The 17547-nt window shown below is 42.6% G+C and carries 19 protein-coding genes; 7 read left to right on the top strand and 12 right to left on the bottom strand.

Annotation, left to right across the window (positions count from 1 at the left end; translation table 11 throughout):
* Positions 1 to 104: 104 nt before the first annotated feature.
* Genes menD through A4G17_RS03525 form a run of 3 tightly spaced genes read left to right on the top strand, consistent with a single transcriptional unit; the run spans position 105 to position 2798 of the window.
* Positions 105 to 1811 carry a 2-succinyl-5-enolpyruvyl-6-hydroxy-3-cyclohexene-1-carboxylic-acid synthase gene (gene menD / locus A4G17_RS03535; RefSeq protein ID WP_123957574.1) on the top strand — a complete coding sequence of 569 codons (1707 nt, stop codon included), beginning with the start codon at positions 105 to 107 and terminating at the stop codon, positions 1809 to 1811.
* Positions 1811 to 2590 (top strand): 2-succinyl-6-hydroxy-2,4-cyclohexadiene-1-carboxylate synthase, encoded by a 780-nt coding sequence (gene menH / locus A4G17_RS03530; RefSeq protein ID WP_123957573.1) that lies wholly within the window; start codon positions 1811 to 1813, stop codon positions 2588 to 2590. The genes menD and menH overlap by 1 nt, the downstream gene beginning before the upstream one ends.
* On the top strand, positions 2568 to 2798 hold the full coding sequence (locus A4G17_RS03525; protein ID WP_123957572.1) for a zinc ribbon domain-containing protein: 231 nt from the start codon (positions 2568 to 2570) through the stop codon (positions 2796 to 2798). Before menH ends, A4G17_RS03525 begins: the two co-directional genes overlap by 23 nt.
* Positions 2799 to 2839: 41 nt before the next feature.
* Here A4G17_RS03525 and A4G17_RS03520 read toward each other — a convergent pair whose 3' ends face one another.
* The 5 genes from A4G17_RS03520 to frdA all read right to left on the bottom strand — a co-directional run bounded on the left by A4G17_RS03520 (position 2840) and on the right by frdA (position 6757).
* Positions 2840 to 3292, bottom strand: coding sequence for a ComEA family DNA-binding protein (locus A4G17_RS03520; RefSeq protein WP_123957571.1), 453 nt, complete (start codon positions 3290 to 3292; stop codon positions 2840 to 2842).
* 143 nt (positions 3293 to 3435) lie between these two features.
* Positions 3436 to 3780: a fumarate reductase subunit FrdD gene (frdD, locus tag A4G17_RS03515; protein WP_123957570.1), complete on the bottom strand. Its 345-nt coding sequence runs from the start codon at positions 3778 to 3780 to the stop codon at positions 3436 to 3438.
* Between the two features lie 10 nt (positions 3781 to 3790).
* Positions 3791 to 4183, bottom strand: a complete 393-nt coding sequence (frdC, locus tag A4G17_RS03510; protein WP_123957569.1) for a fumarate reductase subunit FrdC — start codon at positions 4181 to 4183, stop codon at positions 3791 to 3793.
* Positions 4184 to 4195: 12 nt separating this feature from the next.
* The gene (locus A4G17_RS03505; protein WP_123957568.1) at positions 4196 to 4966 is read right to left on the bottom strand and encodes a succinate dehydrogenase/fumarate reductase iron-sulfur subunit; all 771 of its coding nucleotides are present in this window, start codon (positions 4964 to 4966) and stop codon (positions 4196 to 4198) included.
* Positions 4967 to 4972: 6 nt separating this feature from the next.
* Positions 4973 to 6757, bottom strand: coding sequence for a fumarate reductase (quinol) flavoprotein subunit (gene frdA / locus A4G17_RS03500; RefSeq protein ID WP_123957567.1), 1785 nt, complete (start codon positions 6755 to 6757; stop codon positions 4973 to 4975).
* Positions 6758 to 7072: 315 nt separating this feature from the next.
* Here frdA and A4G17_RS03495 point away from each other — a divergent pair, with 315 nt between their 5' ends.
* The 3 genes from A4G17_RS03495 to A4G17_RS03485 all read left to right on the top strand — a co-directional run bounded on the left by A4G17_RS03495 (position 7073) and on the right by A4G17_RS03485 (position 12099).
* Positions 7073 to 7636: a DUF5358 domain-containing protein gene (locus A4G17_RS03495; RefSeq protein ID WP_123957566.1), complete on the top strand. Its 564-nt coding sequence runs from the start codon at positions 7073 to 7075 to the stop codon at positions 7634 to 7636.
* Between the two features lie 106 nt (positions 7637 to 7742).
* Positions 7743 to 10124, top strand: a complete 2382-nt coding sequence (gene mrcB / locus A4G17_RS03490; protein ID WP_123957565.1) for a penicillin-binding protein 1B — start codon at positions 7743 to 7745, stop codon at positions 10122 to 10124.
* A 202-nt stretch (positions 10125 to 10326) separates the two neighbouring features.
* Entirely contained in the window at positions 10327 to 12099 is a 1773-nt protein-coding gene (locus tag A4G17_RS03485) for an AMP-dependent synthetase/ligase (protein ID WP_123957564.1), read from the top strand.
* 43 nt (positions 12100 to 12142) lie between these two features.
* Here the strand turns inward: A4G17_RS03485 and hemB are convergent, their stop codons facing one another.
* The 5 genes from hemB to A4G17_RS10295 all read right to left on the bottom strand — a co-directional run bounded on the left by hemB (position 12143) and on the right by A4G17_RS10295 (position 15344).
* Positions 12143 to 13168 carry a porphobilinogen synthase gene (gene hemB, locus A4G17_RS03480; RefSeq protein WP_123957563.1) on the bottom strand — a complete coding sequence of 342 codons (1026 nt, stop codon included), beginning with the start codon at positions 13166 to 13168 and terminating at the stop codon, positions 12143 to 12145.
* 177 nt (positions 13169 to 13345) lie between these two features.
* Positions 13346 to 14089 (bottom strand): twin-arginine translocase subunit TatC, encoded by a 744-nt coding sequence (gene tatC, locus A4G17_RS03475; RefSeq protein ID WP_123957562.1) that lies wholly within the window; start codon positions 14087 to 14089, stop codon positions 13346 to 13348.
* Positions 14079 to 14639 (bottom strand): Sec-independent protein translocase protein TatB, encoded by a 561-nt coding sequence (gene tatB, locus A4G17_RS03470; RefSeq protein WP_123957561.1) that lies wholly within the window; start codon positions 14637 to 14639, stop codon positions 14079 to 14081. The genes tatC and tatB overlap by 11 nt, the downstream gene beginning before the upstream one ends.
* 3 nt (positions 14640 to 14642) lie before the next feature.
* Complete coding sequence (tatA, locus tag A4G17_RS03465; RefSeq protein ID WP_123957560.1) at positions 14643 to 14867, bottom strand: Sec-independent protein translocase subunit TatA; 225 nt, start codon at positions 14865 to 14867, stop codon at positions 14643 to 14645.
* Between the two features lie 252 nt (positions 14868 to 15119).
* Positions 15120 to 15344 carry a transposase gene (locus tag A4G17_RS10295; RefSeq protein WP_123957559.1) on the bottom strand — a complete coding sequence of 75 codons (225 nt, stop codon included), beginning with the start codon at positions 15342 to 15344 and terminating at the stop codon, positions 15120 to 15122.
* Between the two features lie 355 nt (positions 15345 to 15699).
* Here A4G17_RS10295 and A4G17_RS03455 point away from each other — a divergent pair, with 355 nt between their 5' ends.
* Positions 15700 to 15843, top strand: coding sequence for a hypothetical protein (locus A4G17_RS03455; protein ID WP_207948563.1), 144 nt, complete (start codon positions 15700 to 15702; stop codon positions 15841 to 15843).
* Positions 15844 to 15944: 101 nt separating this feature from the next.
* Here the strand turns inward: A4G17_RS03455 and A4G17_RS03450 are convergent, their stop codons facing one another.
* Both A4G17_RS03450 and A4G17_RS03445 read right to left on the bottom strand, forming a co-directional pair.
* Positions 15945 to 16187 carry a transposase gene (locus A4G17_RS03450; protein ID WP_123957558.1) on the bottom strand — a complete coding sequence of 81 codons (243 nt, stop codon included), beginning with the start codon at positions 16185 to 16187 and terminating at the stop codon, positions 15945 to 15947.
* A gap of 328 nt (positions 16188 to 16515) precedes the next feature.
* On the bottom strand, positions 16516 to 17526 hold the full coding sequence (locus tag A4G17_RS03445; RefSeq protein WP_123957557.1) for a YiiX/YebB-like N1pC/P60 family cysteine hydrolase: 1011 nt from the start codon (positions 17524 to 17526) through the stop codon (positions 16516 to 16518).
* Positions 17527 to 17547: the final 21 nt, after the last annotated feature.

The raw sequence follows: 17547 nt of genomic DNA, 5'->3' as shown, positions 1-17547 counted from the left end.
GGAATATCCACTTGCTCTATTTTTTCTGAGACGGAAATAGACTCTCTATTTTTGCAAATTTTTGTTACAATCCGACCGCTTGTAATTTTAATTAAGAGAAATATATGAATATCAGCACCTTTAATCGTTGTTGGGCAAGAGTGATCATCAATGCCCTTACTCATTATGGCGTGAAACATTTTTGTATTGCACCAGGTTCTCGCTCCACGCCTTTAACTTTAGAGGCATTACTGATCCAACAACAAGGTATTGCTGAATGTCATAGTCATTTCGACGAACGTGGATTGGGTTTCTTTGCATTAGGTATTGCTAAAACAACAAAGGATCCTGTCGCAATTATTGTCACATCCGGTACCGCCGTTGCTAATCTATTACCCGCTGTCATCGAGGCGAGTATTAATCACGAGAAACTCATTATACTTTCTGCGGATCGTCCGCCTGAATTGATTGGCTGTGGGGCAAACCAAGCTATCGATCAGCAAAATTTGTTTGGAAACTACCCGCTTGTTAATCTCAACCTACCGAAACCGAATGCAAATTTCAGCCCAAATTGGCTCATTGCGACTGTAGAACACGCCTGCACCAAGCAGGCAGAGCAAGGCGGTGTATTGCATTTCAATTTACCCTTTGCTGAACCGTTATACGATGCCGATGAAACCGCGATTGGGCAAGATCCTTGGCTCACACCGATCCAACGCTGGCTAAATCAACCGAAAACGAAGTGGATCGACCAACAAGCCACTCAAAAAGATGTGTTAATGCACGAAAATTGGGACTACTGGCGAACCAAACGGGGGGTGGCCATTGTTGGGAAACTGCCGCTTGAGCAAGGAATGGGCTTGAAACTGTGGGCAGAAACGCTTGGTTGGTGCTTGATTAGCGATGTCCAATCGGGCATTGAAGCCAGCCTGCCTTTTGCGGACGTGTGGCTGTCGAACAAAACCGTTGAGCAGCGTTTATTGCAAGCAGATATTGTGATCCAATTCGGTTCGCAAATCGTCAGCAAACGAGTAAACCAGTTCCTATCCGCTTTCCAAGGAGAATATTGGCTGGTGGAGCAATCGAAAGATTATCTCAATCCATTCGCTCACCCACAAACACGTTTTATCGCCAAAGCTCACCACTTCACACGCGTGCACCCGCCCCTTCGGCAAAAACCGTGGTTACTTGAACCACTTGCCTTGTCACAATTCTGTGCGGGATTTATCGAGCAGCAAATTGGCGGTAATTTAAATGAAGCGGGCTTAGCACATCATATTGAGCGGGTGCTTCCCGCCAACGGCAATCTGTTTTTAGGCAACAGCTTGTTTGTTCGCTTGGTTGATGCTCTATGCAAATTGCCGGAAGGCTATCCTATTTATACCAACCGTGGGGCAAGCGGCATTGACGGCTTAATTGCCACGATGGCAGGCGTGGCGAAGGGTTCCGGTGCACCAACGGTAGGGGTGATCGGAGACATTTCTGCCTTACACGATCTCAACTCCCTGGCATTGTTAAAGCAGATCAACCAACCGACTATCCTGTTTATCATCAACAACAATGGTGGAGCGATTTTCGATATGCTGCCAGTGGATAAACAAGCGAAGGAGAAATTCTACCGTTTGTCACACAATCTCGAATTTTCGCAAGTCGCCACCATGTTCGGCTTGGAATATATGCGACCATATACTTGGGCAGATCTCGGCACAAAGCTGAAACAAGCCTACGTTCGCAAAGGCGTCACTTTAGTAGAAATCAAAGTGAACGACCAAGAAGGCAGTAATTTGTATAAATCGTTGCTGGAACAGATTTCACGAGCGTCTATCGACTAATGCTAGGCTATCAATGGTACGCAATGTCAGGTAAGCCAGTGGTTTTTCTACACGGCTTGCTCGGCTCCCAGCACGATTGGGCAAGCACCTTTGCTCATTTGCAAAACATTGCAGGAATCCGACCGCTTGCGTTCGATCTCCCTTGCCACGCCACGAGCCAAAAGCTCTCTTGCCAGAGTTTTTTAGACTTCCGCCAACAACTGCATTCGGCTTTAACCACGCTAATCCACGAACCATTTTGGCTAGTTGGCTACTCTCTCGGCGGACGACTAGCATTGGATTATACTTTTCATCAACCGAACTCCAATTTACTCGGTACTCTCGTAGAAGGGGCAAATATCGGTTTACAGACGGAAGCAGAGCGTCAAGTTCGTTGGCAAAATGATCGAACGTGGGCACAACGTTTTCGTACAGAGCCGATAGAGAAAGTATTAGCCGATTGGTATCGACAGCCCGTTTTTGCCGATTTAACGGATAATAAGCGGTCAATTTTAATCAAAAAACGGCAACAGAATGACGGCAACAAAATCGCAGAAATATTGGAAACCACTAGTTTGGCAAAACAGCCCAATTTTCGCCAACAAACTTGGCAAAATATCCATTTTTTGATCGGCGAGCGCGATCACAAATTTCGCCAAATGGCAGAACAGAACGCCCTGCCCTATCGCTTGATCGCCCACGCTGGACATAATGCCCATTGGGAAAACCCGATAGATTTTGCCGCTCAACTTATTCAAATCATAGAAGGAAAACACAATGGCACTGCATCGTTGCCCTGAATGCCACAAAAAAATTAGCGACAGTGCGGAAATTTGCGTCCACTGCGGTTTCTCCTTTCAGGCCGCTGATTTAGAAATTTACAAACAAAAACTGGAACAACGCCGCCGACACAACCAAGAAACTAACCGAAAAAGCGTCAAATTGCATTTGATTTGGTTGGCGATTTTTACGTTGGTCATTGCCATCGCCAGTTTTCTACAACACTAAACAAAAACAGCGACCGAAGTCGCTGTTTTTTATCAGACAAATTAGAAACTAATTGCACCTTTGAGCTTCTCAAGCGTCGCTTCACCAATGCCTGGCACATTCGCTAACTCTTTGAGATCTTTGATTTTGCCATTTCTAGTGCGGTAATCAATAATCGCTTGAGCTTTTGTTTCACCAATGCCGTTTAAGGTTTGTAGCGTTTTCGCATCTGACGTATTGATGTTTACTTTAGCCGTCTTCCGCGCTTTTTCTTTGGTTGTTGAAGGCTGATCTTTTCCTGCTCCTGCTTTTACTTCTTTCATTTTTTCAGTCACTGCTGATTTTGTCGATTCTTTTGCAACATTTTTCACGGAAGTGACCGCTTGTTTGTCTGCGTCAACAGTTTGCGTTGCATTGTCTTTCAACATAACATTTGCGGTTGTGGTTTCTGCAAAAGTCACTGATGAAACCGCCATTGCAACACCGAGTGTTAAAAGTAATTTTAATGATGTCATTTAAGTCCCTTATAAAAATGAATTGAAATGCCTGATTAAGACGGATTCTCTCTACCAAAGTTCCAAGTTCATTTGGTATCATATTCTAAAAATAAAAACGGCTCTTCGTTAACCCAAGAGCCGTTTTAATATGAGTACAATAATTACAGATTAAATACTGCAAATAACACTAATACACTGTAAAGCATTGATAATCCGTAGAAAATCCAGCCACCTGCTGGCACGTGTACTTTGAAATCGTGCAAGCCAAGGTGAACACGGTGCATACCACACCACATTGGGAAAATCAGTAACGCAAGAATTGCGAGTTTACCGATCCAAGTATGTGCAAATGCCACAATGTTATCTGGAGTGATTAAACCGAATGGCAATAAGAAGCCTAAAATCAACACTAATACGGGGAAGAAAATCGCACTAATTGCCCCGCCAGCACCGAAAAGTAACCACACGGCAGGTTCATTTGAACGTTTTGGGTTAAGTTTATCCATTTTTCGCTCCCTATACTAAAATCAAGGCAAAAAGGCTAACGACAGCGGTAATGCCCCAGAACACTTGCGATACCAATTTCACATTGATGCGTTCATTTTTAACAATGATATTCATCATCTGCGGTGCCATATTGAAGAAGGTCAAGCTATTCAACAACACTGCACCTAAGGTAATAATATTTAACACCACAACTAATGGATTTTGTAAGAAGCTGACGAAGCTGCTTTCAAAGGTATTATTACCAAGGCAAACTAAGCCGTAGAATAATTCTAAACAAAACCAAATGGTTGGTACTGCGGTACTTTCACGCAAAACGTAAAACTTGTAAAAATCTAACCGCTTCCACCACGTTGGTGTGACTTCACGCACATATTTTTTGCGTTTACTTGCTACTGTTGTCATTTTACTTTCTCCTTACTTTTGCGGTTTTAACATGGCAAAAACATAATCTTTGGCACTTTCAATTTTACCTTGGTTCACCGCAGACGCTGGATTAACGTGTTTCGGACAAACTTCGGAACAGTAACCAACGAAGGTACAGCTCCATACCCCGTTTTTACCGTTGATGATTTTCATCCGTTCGGCTTTACCGTTATCACGGTTATCCAAGTTATAACGGTGGGCAAGGGTTAAGGCAGCAGGCCCTACAAACTCTGGATTTAAACCAAATTGCGGACAAGCAGCGTAACATAAACCACAGTTAATACACATTGAGAAAGTACGATATTTCTCAAGCTGTGCTGGAGTCTGTTTGGTACGGCTTTTCGCTAACACATCAGATGGATGTGGATTGCCATCAAGCTCTGGAGCTTTATTGTCGATAATATATGGTTTGATCGATTCCAAACTTTCAATGAAGTGACTGAGATCAACCACTAAGTCACGCTCAATTGGGAAGTTAGCCAGCGGTTCAATTCGCATATAACCACTGTAATCACGTAAGAAAGTTTTACATGCCAGTTTTGGTTTACCGTTTACCATCATGCCACACGAGCCACAGATCGCCATACGGCAAGACCAACGGTAAGAAAGTTCTGGCTCTAATTCATCTTTAATATAGCCTAATGCGTCAAGTAACGAAGTTTGGCTATCATAAGGCACTTCATATTTGGCTAAGAACGGTTCGTTGTCTTGTTCAGGGTTATAACGAAGCACTTCGACCGTCATTTTGCTTTGATTCGTCATCTTCTGTTACTCCTTTTTCGCTGCTTTTTCTTGAGCTTCTGCTTCTGCACCGTAAACCCGTTTTGCAGGCTGAGATTTGGTGATCTTCACATCGCTGTATTTGATTGTTGGTGCACCGTCAGCGTTATAGAACGCAAGGGTATGTTTCAAGTAATTCACATCATCACGTTCAACATAGTCTAAACGCTGGTGTGCACCACGAGACTCTTTACGCTCTGCTGCAGATGACGAAATAGATTGAGCCACATCAAGAATGTAACCTAACTCAATTTTGTAGAGTAAATCAGTGTTGAATACGCTTGATGTATCTTTCACTTTAATGCGTTTATAACGTTCTTTCAGCTCTGCAATTTTCGCCACGGTTTTATCCATACTTTCTTGAGTACGGTAAATACCACAGCCCTCTTCCATTGAGTCGCCCATTTCATTACGGATTTGTGACCAAGACTCCTCACCCTCTTGGCGAGCTAACGCATAAACACGATTTAACACATCTTGTGCTTGAGCATCGATCACCGCTTGATTGCGAGGGCTTGCCTCAACGGCACGACGAGCTGCCATTTCACCAGCTACTTTACCGAATACCACAAGTTCAGCGAGAGAGTTAGACCCCAAACGGTTCGCACCGTGTAAACCAGAAGACGCACACTCACCCACCGCGAACAAGCCTTTAATATTGGTTTCTGCTTGTTGATCTACTTCAATACCCCCCATGGTGTAGTGAACTACTGGACGTACTGGAATTGGTGCTTTAGCTGGATCCACACCTTCATAAGCTTTGGCTAATTCACAAATGAACGGTAAACGCTCAAGCAAATATTTTTCGCCCAAGTGGCGTAAGTCTAAGTGCACCACGTCCACGCCTTTTGCGGTTTTTAAGGTATTGCCTTTACGCCATTCTTGCCAGAACGCTTGGGAAACTTTGTCACGTGGACCAAGTTCCATATATTTATTTTCTGGTTTACCGATTGGCGTTTCTGGTCCTAGACCGTAGTCTTGTAAGTAACGGTAGCCATCTTTATTGACTAAGATACCGCCCTCACCACGGCAACCTTCCGTCATCAAAATACCCGTATTTGGTAAACCTGTTGGGTGATATTGAACAAATTCCATATCACGCAATGGTACACCATGGCGATATGCCATAGATAAGCCGTCGCCAGTTACGATACCGCCATTGGTATTGAAGCGATATGCACGGCAACCACCGCCCGTTGCGATAACCACTGCATTGGCGTTGATTTGTACGAAAGTACCTTCCATCATATTCATCGCGACACAGCCACGAGCTTGCCCTTCATCGACGAGAATATCGACAACGAAGTGTTCGTCAAAGCGGATAATTTGCGGATATTTAATAGACGTCTGGAAAAGAGTATGAAGTAAGTGGAAGCCCGTTTTATCGGCGGCGAACCAAGTACGTTCAATTTTCATTCCACCGAAACGACGAACGTTAATATCGCCGTCATCTTTGCGGCTCCAAGGGCAACCCCAACGTTCTAATTGGGTCATTTCCACTGGAGAATGTTCAACGAAGTATTCCACCACATCTTGTTCACATAACCAGTCACCACCACCTACAGTATCATGGAAGTGTTTATCGTAAGAGTCAGTATCTTTTACTACCGCTGCTGCACCACCTTCTGCGGCAACTGTATGGCTACGCATCGGATAAACCTTTGAAATTAAAGCTATTTTTAAATTTGGATTTGCTTCAGCAGCCGCAATTGCCGCTCTTAAACCACCGCCGCCAGCACCCACAATGGCGACATCAACATTAACAGTTTGCACAATTTCCTCCTTGGGAAAGTAAAATATGTCAACTTAGAACATCATTATTGTGCCATTATTTCAGCCGATTTATAACCGTTTTTTACAATTTGGTAACATAAAAAAATTTGTTTTGTGATCTATCTCAAAAAACGGCTTCTGAAAAGCTAAGTTATTGATAATCGCTATTATTAAGCGGCAAAAATTCTGTCATTTTGCCTAACAAGCGGTCAGTTCCCTGATCGTTTTTGCAAAAAAACCAGCGGATCTGCCCGCTTGTATAAGTCATCAGGTTACTGATACAATTCCGCCATTTTTATTCTGGCTAATCTTACGATGCAACCTTTATTCAAAACCACATTTATGATGAGCGGCATACTTTTGGTATCCGCCTGCTCACAAAATCAAACCGAGCTGCCTTTTCCTGGCGAGTTTTTAGGGGCAGACTATATTCTTTCCGATGAAAACGCGGAGCGTTGGGCAATCGCTAGTCGTCAAGCGGAACAGTGTATTTATCCCAATTTAACCCGCATTCAACAACAACACTTCTCTCCTGAAGATGCTTATGTCCACGCACAATATGTGCTGTTTTATCCACTTGAAAATATTATTGGTGAAGAATATGTCAAAATTCTTCAAGAAGATGAAAAATCAATGGGTTATGCACAACGCCAATTCAAAAAATATAAGACGTCTAAGGTGAAGCCGCTTGATCAGCAGAGTTGCCAAACCATTCGAATGAATGCTAAAGACGATCTTGCCGTGTTAAAAGGCGAATATAAGAATGGTATGGTCAGCGAAGGGAAAGTGACGGAGCAAAACGATCCCGATGGCGTGGCAACAAATCAAAACAAATTTTTCTTTGACATCATTAAATGGGGTGCTGCATTGTTGCTGTAATGCAATAAATCTTCCTCCCACCTATCACTGCAAGCGGTAAGATTTGTTCATAAATTTGCAAATTTCTTGTAGAATCGAACCGCTGTTATCATTTTATAGTCAATTTATGTCGAACAATTCGCACGAAAAGCCAGAAACGCCTGTCAAAAAACCTTATTTTATCCCCACTTGTTTAAAAATCTTGTTGTTGGGAGCCTGTTATGTAGGACTTTATGGCATCTACCTTGACGGCAAGATCCGCGCCAAAATGGACGGGCAAGTGTGGCAATTGCCTGCGGAAGTGTATAGCCGTATTGAACGCATTCGGATCGATGATGATTTGAGTTTAGAACAAGTCAAACTGGCATTGATTGACAACGGCTATCGGGAAGTGTCGGTGATTGCTACCCCAGGCGATTTCAAAATTGAAGACAACAATTTAGTCGTGTTACGTCGGGCATTCCAATTCCCTGAAAATCCTGAAGCCCAACGAGTACTGCGTTTACGATTTGTCGGCGATAAATTGGCTCGCATTGAAGATTTGGTTCGTTTAAAAGAAGTGGATGAATTTCGCCTTGACCCCAAATTGATCGCCATGCTCCATTCTGATAATGATGAAGAACGGGTGGCATTACGCTTGCGGGATTATCCAAGTTTGCTGATCGACACGTTGATTTTGACTGAAGATAAACGCTTTTACGAACACAACGGCATCAGTCCGTTGAGTATTGGGCGTGCGTTGATCACTAACTACCAAGCAGGCAGAACGGTGCAAGGGGCAAGTACACTCACCCAGCAGTTGGTGAAAAATCTGTTTTTGAGCAGTGAAAAATCGCTCGAACGCAAAATCAACGAAGCCTTGATGTCGATCATTTTAGATGCTCGCTACGACAAAAATCGCATTCTCGAAACCTATCTCAACGAAATCTATCTCGGGCAAAACGGCAGCTACCAAATCCACGGTTTTGCTTTGGCGAGCCAGTTCTATTTTGGCAGACCCGTGCAAGAAATTAGCTTATCGCAAATGGCATTGCTCGTCGGTATGGCGAAAGGGGCATCGCTTTATAACCCTTGGCGAAATCCGCAAGCGGCGTTAGAACGACGCAATGTGGTACTGAAAATTTTGCTCGATCACCAAAAAATTTCCCAAGCAGATTACGATTTTCTGATTCAACAGCCACTCGGCGTGAAAGAAAAAGGTAACGTCTATCGTCAGCAGCCTGCCTTCATGCATGCGTTAAATCAAGACATCAAAACCAAACTGGGCGAATCCAAACTGAATTTGCTTTCTGGGGCGAAAATTTTCACTACCCTTGACCGTAAACAGCAACGTTCTGCCGAATTAGCGGTGATCAACGGTGTAGCAGAACTGGAAAATAGCAATAAGAAAATCAAAGACTTGCAGTCTGCGATTGTGGTTGCTGAATATGCAACAGGCAAAGTGCGAGCCATCGTGGGCGGCGTGCAAACCCAATACGCTGGTTTTAACCGAGCGTTACAAACCAAACGCCAAATCGGCTCATTGGTGAAGCCGTCTATCTATGCCATTGCTTTGGCTCAGCCCGAATTATTCCGTTTGAACACGCCCGTAAACAACCAACCGATCACCATTACCGTTAAAGGTAGCCCACCTTGGTCACCACGCAACTACGACCGCCGTTTCAGCGGCTCGGTGATGCTAATGGATGCACTGGTTCGCTCACTGAATATTCCAACAGTGAATATCGGGATGAAAATCGGCTTACGCAACGTGATTGAAAAACAAAAAGAAATGGGCTGGGACAATGCTGAAATTCCGCCATATCCCGCCACCTTGCTCGGCTCCTACTCGATTTCACCTTATGATGTCACGAAATCCTATCAAGTATTGGCAAATGCTGGCAAAAAAACGCCCCTAACGACCATTGATGCCATTATTTCCCGCCAAGGTGAAATGATTTATCAACCCAATGTTTCTGAACAAGGTAAGCAAGTGTTACCTGCGGAGGCAGCGATCCAAACACTGTATGCCATGCAGCAAGTTGTTGAACGGGGAACAGCCCGCAGCCTGCAAGCGGATTTTGCCCAACTCAGACTTGCTGGCAAAACAGGAACAACCAACAAAGCTCGCGATACGTGGTTTGTTGGCATTGATGGGAAAAATGTCACTACTGTTTGGCTTGGAAAAGACAACAATAGCGATACAGGGCTAACAGGCTCCAGTGGTGCATTACAGATCTATAAAGAATATTTAAAACGTGCTTTACCACAACCGTTTAAATTACCACAATCGCCAAATATTCAATGGGTTGGGATCAACAGCTACGGTTCTTGGGATTGCTCTAGCTCACGGCAGATTCCTGTTTGGAAAGATAAAGGGCAACAGTATTGTACTGGCGGCTCCACCGTGGACTCCAAACCAAGCGTTTGGGATGCCCTCTCACTTGGCAAAGAGCCCCCTGCTCAATCAACCACAGCAGAAGAAGCCGAAGGCCAATCCCCAATGGAAGAAGTTGCCCCTAGGGAATAGCATTTGCAAAACTTGGCTTGGAACTGACCGCTTGTAGATGCGTTTTCTACATTGACAAGCGGTCAGTTCCGACAAATTTTTTGCAAATCTGACACCCCTCACAATTTCAGCGTACAACTGTTCATTTTTCTCTGGCTTTTTCAGACGTAACCTTTTATATTAGCGGGCATTTGCCAAACTACTATTTAACAGGTTTTATACAATGGATTTACTCGATTTTCACTTTGTAAATCGTTTCCGCTATCAAGCAGAACGGCTCGTTGATCGTGTCGCGTTACGTTTTTTAGACGAAGGAAAATGGATGACATTATCGTGGGCACAGTTCCAATCTCACGTCAATCAACTCTCTCACGCCTTGCTTGCCAATGGCATTGGCATTCAAGATAAAATTGGCATTTTCGCCAACAATATGCCCCGCTGGACTATCGCGGACATCGGCACGATGCAAATTCGTGCGGTAACCGTGCCAATTTACGCCACCAATACGGCCAAACAAGTCGAATATATTTTAAACAATGCCGACATCAAAATTCTCTTTGTGGGCGATCAAGCACAGTACGATCAAGCGATCGAAATAGCGAACAGTTGTACACAATTAACCAAAATCGTGGCGATGAAACCATCAATTAACCTGTTCAGCCGACCGATTGCGTGCTATTGGGAAGACTTTATCCAAGTTGAGCCACAAACAGTCGAATTAAACCAACGTCTTACAACAAAACGCTTAGACGATCTGTTCACGCTGATTTACACCTCTGGCACCACGGGCGAGCCAAAAGGCGTAATGCTTGATTATGCCAACCTTGCCTGCCAATTCCAAAACCATGACCAAGCCTTGAATGTCAATGAAGACGATGTGTCGCTTTCATTCCTACCGTTTTCGCATATTTTCGAACGGGCGTGGATTTCCTACATTTTACATCGTGGGGCAACCAACTGCTATTTGGAAGACACTAACTTAGTGCGTGAAACCTTGGCAGAAGTGAAGCCAACCTTAATGTGTGCCGTTCCCCGTTTGTATGAAAAAATCTACGCCGCCGTTTTAGATAAAGTGCAAAAAGCCCCAGCTCATCGCCGAGCGTTGTTTAACTGGGCAATCCGTGTTGGTGAAAAACATTTTATGGCGAAAAAACCATCGTTATGGCTGAACGCTCAATATGCGATCGCAAACAAATTAGTGCTTTCGAAATTACGGGCGTTACTGGGCGGACGCATCCGAATGATGCCTTGCGGCGGTGCGAAGTTAGAACCAACGATTGGCATGTTCTTCCACAGTATTGGGATCAATATCAAACTCGGCTACGGCATGACCGAAACCACCGCAACGGTTTCTTGCTGGAGTGATAAAGGCTTCAACCCAAATTCAATCGGTACACTGATGCCAAATGTGGAAGTAAAAATCGGCGAAGACAACGAAATTCTCGTCAAAGGCGGCATGGTGATGCGGGGCTACTACAAAAAGCCCGAAGAAACCGCCGCAGCCTTCACCGAAGACGGCTTTTTAAAAACGGGCGATGCCGGCGAACTGGATGCAAGCGGTCATTTATTTATCACCGATCGCATTAAAGAACTCATGAAAACCTCAAATGGCAAATACATCGCTCCGCAATATATCGAAGGCAAAATCGGTAAAGACAAATTCATCGAACAAATTGCGGTCATTGCCGATGCGAAGAAATACGTTTCAGCCTTGATCGTACCTTGTTTTGAGAGCTTGGAAGAATACGCCAAACAACTCAATATCAAATATCACGACCGCTTGGACTTGATTAAAAATTCCGAAATTGTGCAGATGTTTGAAAAGCGGATCAATGAGCTACAAAAAGAGCTAGCGAGCTTCGAGCAAGTGAAAAAATTCACCCTATTGCCCGAAGCCTTTACACAGAAAATGGAAGAGATTACGCCAACGCTCAAACTTCGGCGCAAAGTGATTTTACAGCGGTATAAAGAACAGATTGAAAAAATGTATCGCTAAACATAAGGGCTTATATCTCAGATATAAGCCCTTTTTAATCCTATCAGTTACCTTGATTGTCTTGATACAACCACTCAGCCACTTGTTTGGCGAAGTAAGTTAAAATGCCGTCCGCTCCCGCTCGTTTGAAGCACAGCAGCGACTCCATAATGCACTCTTTTTCTTTCAACCAACCGTTTTGAATTGCCGCCATATGCATCGCATATTCGCCTGAGACTTGATAAGCAAAGGTTGGTAAGCCAAAGGTATCTTTCACACGATAAACCAAATCTAAATACGGCATTCCCGGTTTCACCATTACCATATCCGCCCCTTCTTGAATATCGAGTGCAACTTCGTGCAAACCTTCGTTAGCATTGGCGGGATCAAGTTGATAGGTTTTCTTGTTGCCACCTTTGAGATTACCGGCGGAGCCAACGGCATCACGGAATGGGCCGTAATAGTTGGACGCATATTTTGCGGAGTACGCCATAATTTGCGTGTTGATAAAGCCGTTTTCCTCCAACGCCTGACGAATTGCCCCAATACGCCCGTCCATCATATCGCTCGGAGCCACCACATCCGCCCCCGCTTGGGCATGGGAAAGGGCTTGTTTGATCAGCACATCAGTGGTGATGTCGTTTAACACATAGCCTTCATCATCAATGATGCCATCTTGTCCGTGGGTAGTGAATGGATCAAGCGCCACGTCCGTAATCACCCCCAATTTCTCACCGAAGGCTTGTTTCAAGGCTTTCACTGCACGCTGTGCCAAACCGTTCGGGTTGTAAGCTTCTTCTGCCATTAGCGATTTTTTGTCACCTTCCACCACGGGAAATAGCGCCACCGCTGGTACACCATATTTCACCAACAATGCGGCTTCAATCAGTAATTGGTCAATGGTTAAACGCTCCACGCCAGGCATTGATGGCACCTTGACCCGTTGATTTTCACCTTCAATCACGAAGATAGGATAGATCAAATCATTGGCCGTTAGCACATTTTCTGCAACTAAACGGCGACTGAAATCGTGCTTACGTAAACGGCGTAAACGGCGAGTCGGGAAAGAAGACGAAAGAAATTGGGTCATTTTATTGTCCTTTTGCGATTAAGATTAGGGTCAGCCGACAGGGAATTTTTGTAGGGCAGGACTTGCGTGTCCGTCCATAACAAGCGGTCGGTTTGACCGAATTTTTTGCAAATTGAAAACGGGCGGACACAAAGGCCCGCCCCTACATTATGCGGCGATAGCCACCGCATAGTACCATTAAATTTTATTTTCCTGCTCTGTTTCTGGTGCAGTATAGAAACGAGAAACAAGCAACCCGACTTCAAACAGTAGTACCATTGGCACGGCAAGCAAAGTCTGTGAGAAAATATCGGGTGGCGTCAACAACATACCAATAACAAATGCTGCAACGATAATATACGGCCGTTTCGCTCGCAGATCATCAGGGCTAGTGACTCCTGACCAACAAAGCAAAATAATCGCCACTGGCACTTCAAAACAGAGACCAAATGCCAAGAAAATCGTTAGCACGAAATCCAAGTAGCTACTGATATCCGTTGCGATAGTAACGCCTTCTGGTGCCGTGCTGGTTAAAAAACCGAATACAAGCGGGAAAACGACATAGTAGGCAAATGCTACGCCGATATAGAACAGCAAGGTGCTTGAAACCAGCAGGGGATATACCAACCGCTTTTCTTGCTTGTATAACGCAGGCGCGACAAACGCCCAAATCTGATACAAAATGTACGGCACCGATAAGAACACGGCGACAATCGCGGTCAGTTTAATCGGGGTAAAAAATGGCGTTGCAACATTCGTCGCAATCATCGTTGCCCCAGCGGGCAAACGCTCAGTCAGCGGGCTGGCAAGTAAAGCATAAATATCATTTGCCCAATACACCAACACCGCAAATACAATTAAAACGCAAATAACCGCTCGAAGTAAGCGGTTACGCAGTTCAATTAAATGGCTAATAAGGGGTTGCGATTCATCAACTGACATTCTTTTTATCCTGTCCTTCAGGGGAAGCTAAATCATCGTCTGGCGGATAATACGCCATCAGTTTTTCTTCATCGGCTTCGGCAAGCTCAGCGATTTCTGCAGGGGAAAGCTCGGCGTGTTCAGGTTCTGCAAGCGGTGCGTTTTCATCGACATGTTGCACATCCGCATTGTCGGCAAGCTGTTTATCTTCCTGCTCAATCCGATCTTGGATGTCAGCGACTTGTTCATCGGTCAAGGCTTGAATTTGCCCTTTTGCCGACGCCAACTCGCCTTTCATTTTTTCCGCCGATTGTTTTAAATCCGCCACCGTTTTTTCTAATTCAGGCGACAGGCGACTTAAATTCAGTTCTTCCGCTTTTTTAATGCTCTCTTGCAACTCCTGCAACTTTAGCTCTTGTGCTAATTCATTCTGCACATTTGCTGCCAGGCCACGAACCGTCCTTACCCAGCCCATCACCGTACGAATGGCGATCGGCAACCGCTTCGGACCAAGCACCACCAAACCGATGATAAAAATCAGAATGAGTTCAGAAAAACCAATATCAAACACGAATTACGCCTGCTCTTTTTCTTTCGCTTTTTGTTCTACGGCTTGTTCCGCTTTTTGCTCAACTTTGTTGAATTCAGCATCTTGCGGTTTGTCTTCGCTCATCGCTTTTTTGAAACCTTTGACCGATTCGCCAAGATCAGAACCTAAATTACGCAATTTTTTTGTACCGAAAAGTAACAAAATAATGACCGCAACAATCACGAGTTGCCAAATACTGATACCACCCATAGTGTTTACCTCTTTTTGTATAAAAAATTAAAGAAAAAGTGTGCCGATTATACGAGTTTTTGCAGGGGAAAACAGTGAAAATTTACAAGAAATTCGCAGAAAAGTAGATTCAATGGAAAACAACAAAAAACGATGCCCCTTGAAACCATCGTCTCAAGAGGCACACAACATAAGACAAGCGGTCCGTTTTTGGGAAAGTTTTGCAAGTCTAAGAAAAGATAGCAATCGTCTGAGACGGGTGATTATCTAATATTAAACAGCTAAATCTATTTCTAATATAGACGTTAAACCACAATAATTTTTTGCACTGCTATATTTCCATTCCCATATTTCAGAAACAAAACCGCTAACGACAGGATTATTGTGAATATAGTTTAGTTTTTCTTCAAAAAACTTTTGGGAATAAATTTCAATAGGCTGATTATGATGTTGCCAAAATTGATATTTTTGAACATTAGATCTTTTTTTCGTGTTCACTCAAAGATCCATAAAAGCCATTCTTTATGACAAAATGCTAAAGACTGAATGATCGCTTGAAAATGTTCTCCTGAATGAAAATATCAACCCAATAAACCGTTGCAAAACTCACAAAATAAGCACCATCAGGATTATTCATTTTATATTTTCTGCTCATCTTATTATCGTTTATCTCTTTCTAAAAAGAAGTTAACTTTAGCAAAAAATATTGAATTGAATAGTTCTCTCATTTTGTTTCTCGATACAGATCACAAAAAGAAAAATTTTAGAGAGCTAAAAGTAAGACTAACAAGGAAGATAGCGCTCGTCTGTGACGAGTGCTTTTAACTGAATTAGGTATTAAAAAGGCACTCGTGTGGACATGAGCGCCATCGGGGGGTGGATTCTACGTAAAATCCTTAATCCAATGGGCGAAGTGGAAGCGATGGAATTCCTTATCGACAAACTGGTGGTCGCCAAAACCAACGAAGAGTTCTTCGAGATTATGAAACGTTCGTAAGGAATGGCAAAAGTTAAAAACAGCACGTTAATTAGCGTGCTGTTTTTTGTTTTGAGGCTCGTTGTTAAGGGAAAAGTGCGGTCAGTTTTTGAGGCTTTTTTTTAATTTATATTTATGGTATTGAAATTGACATTTTGTTCCTTTGCCTGAAATAACAAATGAATATGACTAGGCATAATGCAATAACCATAAATCAACATACCCCGTTCTTTACGACAAAATGCCAATGCTTGAATAACAGCTTCAAAATAAATTTCCCGAATAAACACATCAACCCAATAAACGGTTGCAAAACTCACAAAATAAGCACCGCTCTTTTCGTGAAATTTATATTTTTGGCTCATTGCCCCTCCTTAAATGGGATAAGCATAAATAGCTTATATAAAAACACCATCACACAATACAATTTTGCGACCGAGATCGCAAAAATAATCCTGCCTTTGCAAACTTTCACAAAAATCTGACTGCTTGTTATTTGTGGAAACAATGATTTACAACAAATGATAGGAAAAGCTAACGATGGCGCAAGCACCCACGCTTGTGCCAAAAGATAAAGCCCAAATATCCTGATTTGAGTTGGATATTTGGGCTTTTAGATAAGCATTAAATTAGGAACTAATAGGCACAAGCGTGAACGCTTGCGCCATCGGAGGGGATTTTCTATCAAAACGACTATTTCTTATGTTTAATTCGTCTTAAAAATCGTTCTGCTGAGTTGCAATGAATATTAACTAATCTAGTGTACAAATCATTTATCAGGTCAAAATATTTTAGATTTAAATCTATAGCATTATTTTTAGCTTGAATATATGTTTCATAATGTCTTTTACACAATTTTTTTTGTAATTCATATTCGAAAATAAGATCAATATCTGTAGTATTCAAAAATTTATCTAATTCATTATCATCATACCTATATTTGTTTTTAGGTATTTCAAAATCTTCTAATAATGTTAAATATCCTGATTTCTGCAATATATCAGAGAAACATTGGTCGAATTCTCTATTGTTTATAAGAAATAATTCTACATCCTGCAGAGTCAAAAATTCAGCATTCGCTAACTTGGAACACTCATCAATTAAAAAGTTTGTACTTTTCTTTTGAACCTCTAAAAAATTTTCACTTTTTGCAAACTCAATTTCTTCTTGTGTTGCTAAATCTATACAATCATTTACACATTCAAGCTCTTGACTATTTTCAAGATCAGCGGGTGTACAAATTTCAGCCTCCTGAACTAAATTTATTCCTGCATCTTTAAATGCTAAAGCTACTAACTTTGAACAAAATTGTTTACGATCATCATCAGTAATAAAAGGAATCTTAGTTCCAATTGCCAATAATGTAGAATATGGTGTTCCAATTTTACTCCTTACGCTAGAAACTATCCTATCAACATAAGGAGTAATATCTTTTTTATACCTTAATACTTTAACATCACTAGGTTGTTTATATAGCGTCCTCTTTATATTATTGGAATGAACGCCATCAGACAATGCTTCAATACAAGAACCTTGACTCCAACAAATTTTAGCATGTGAGTATTGGCTGTTTGTTGCAAGTTTTATACCATTCGAATACCATGAATCCCCAGACTCTAATATGATATCCCCTATCTGTAATTTTGCAATATTTAAGATATATAGAGCTTTATCTTCTCTAGGAGTTATTTTTTGTTTTACCATAAATATATTCTCATTAGCTTA

The sequence above is a fragment of the Frederiksenia canicola genome, assembly GCF_011455495.1.
Lineage (GTDB): Bacteria > Pseudomonadota > Gammaproteobacteria > Enterobacterales > Pasteurellaceae > Frederiksenia > Frederiksenia canicola.
The sequence above is the reverse complement of the archived record's forward strand: the minus strand, read 5'-3'. Positions and strand labels throughout refer to the sequence as shown.

Bases quoted from the DNA above. Each gene is read 5' to 3' on its own strand.
- frdD (WP_123957570.1), bottom strand. From the start codon at position 3,780: ATGGATAAACTTAACCCAAAACGTTCAAATGAACCTGCCGTGTGGTTA.
- mrcB (WP_123957565.1), top strand. From the start codon at position 7,743: ATGTCGAACAATTCGCACGAAAAGCCAGAAACGCCTGTCAAAAAACCT.
- menD (WP_123957574.1), top strand. From the start codon at position 105: ATGAATATCAGCACCTTTAATCGTTGTTGGGCAAGAGTGATCATCAAT.
- A4G17_RS03505 (WP_123957568.1), bottom strand. From the start codon at position 4,966: ATGACGAATCAAAGCAAAATGACGGTCGAAGTGCTTCGTTATAACCCT.
- A4G17_RS03450 (WP_123957558.1), bottom strand. From the start codon at position 16,187: ATGAGCCAAAAATATAAATTTCACGAAAAGAGCGGTGCTTATTTTGTG.
- frdC (WP_123957569.1), bottom strand. From the start codon at position 4,183: ATGACAACAGTAGCAAGTAAACGCAAAAAATATGTGCGTGAAGTCACA.
- A4G17_RS03445 (WP_123957557.1), bottom strand. From the start codon at position 17,526: ATGGTAAAACAAAAAATAACTCCTAGAGAAGATAAAGCTCTATATATC.
- tatA (WP_123957560.1), bottom strand. From the start codon at position 14,867: ATGGGTGGTATCAGTATTTGGCAACTCGTGATTGTTGCGGTCATTATT.
- A4G17_RS03485 (WP_123957564.1), top strand. From the start codon at position 10,327: ATGGATTTACTCGATTTTCACTTTGTAAATCGTTTCCGCTATCAAGCA.
- hemB (WP_123957563.1), bottom strand. From the start codon at position 13,168: ATGACCCAATTTCTTTCGTCTTCTTTCCCGACTCGCCGTTTACGCCGT.
- A4G17_RS03525 (WP_123957572.1), top strand. From the start codon at position 2,568: ATGGCACTGCATCGTTGCCCTGAATGCCACAAAAAAATTAGCGACAGT.
- menH (WP_123957573.1), top strand. From the start codon at position 1,811: ATGCTAGGCTATCAATGGTACGCAATGTCAGGTAAGCCAGTGGTTTTT.
- A4G17_RS03495 (WP_123957566.1), top strand. From the start codon at position 7,073: ATGCAACCTTTATTCAAAACCACATTTATGATGAGCGGCATACTTTTG.
- A4G17_RS03520 (WP_123957571.1), bottom strand. From the start codon at position 3,292: ATGACATCATTAAAATTACTTTTAACACTCGGTGTTGCAATGGCGGTT.
- tatC (WP_123957562.1), bottom strand. From the start codon at position 14,089: ATGTCAGTTGATGAATCGCAACCCCTTATTAGCCATTTAATTGAACTG.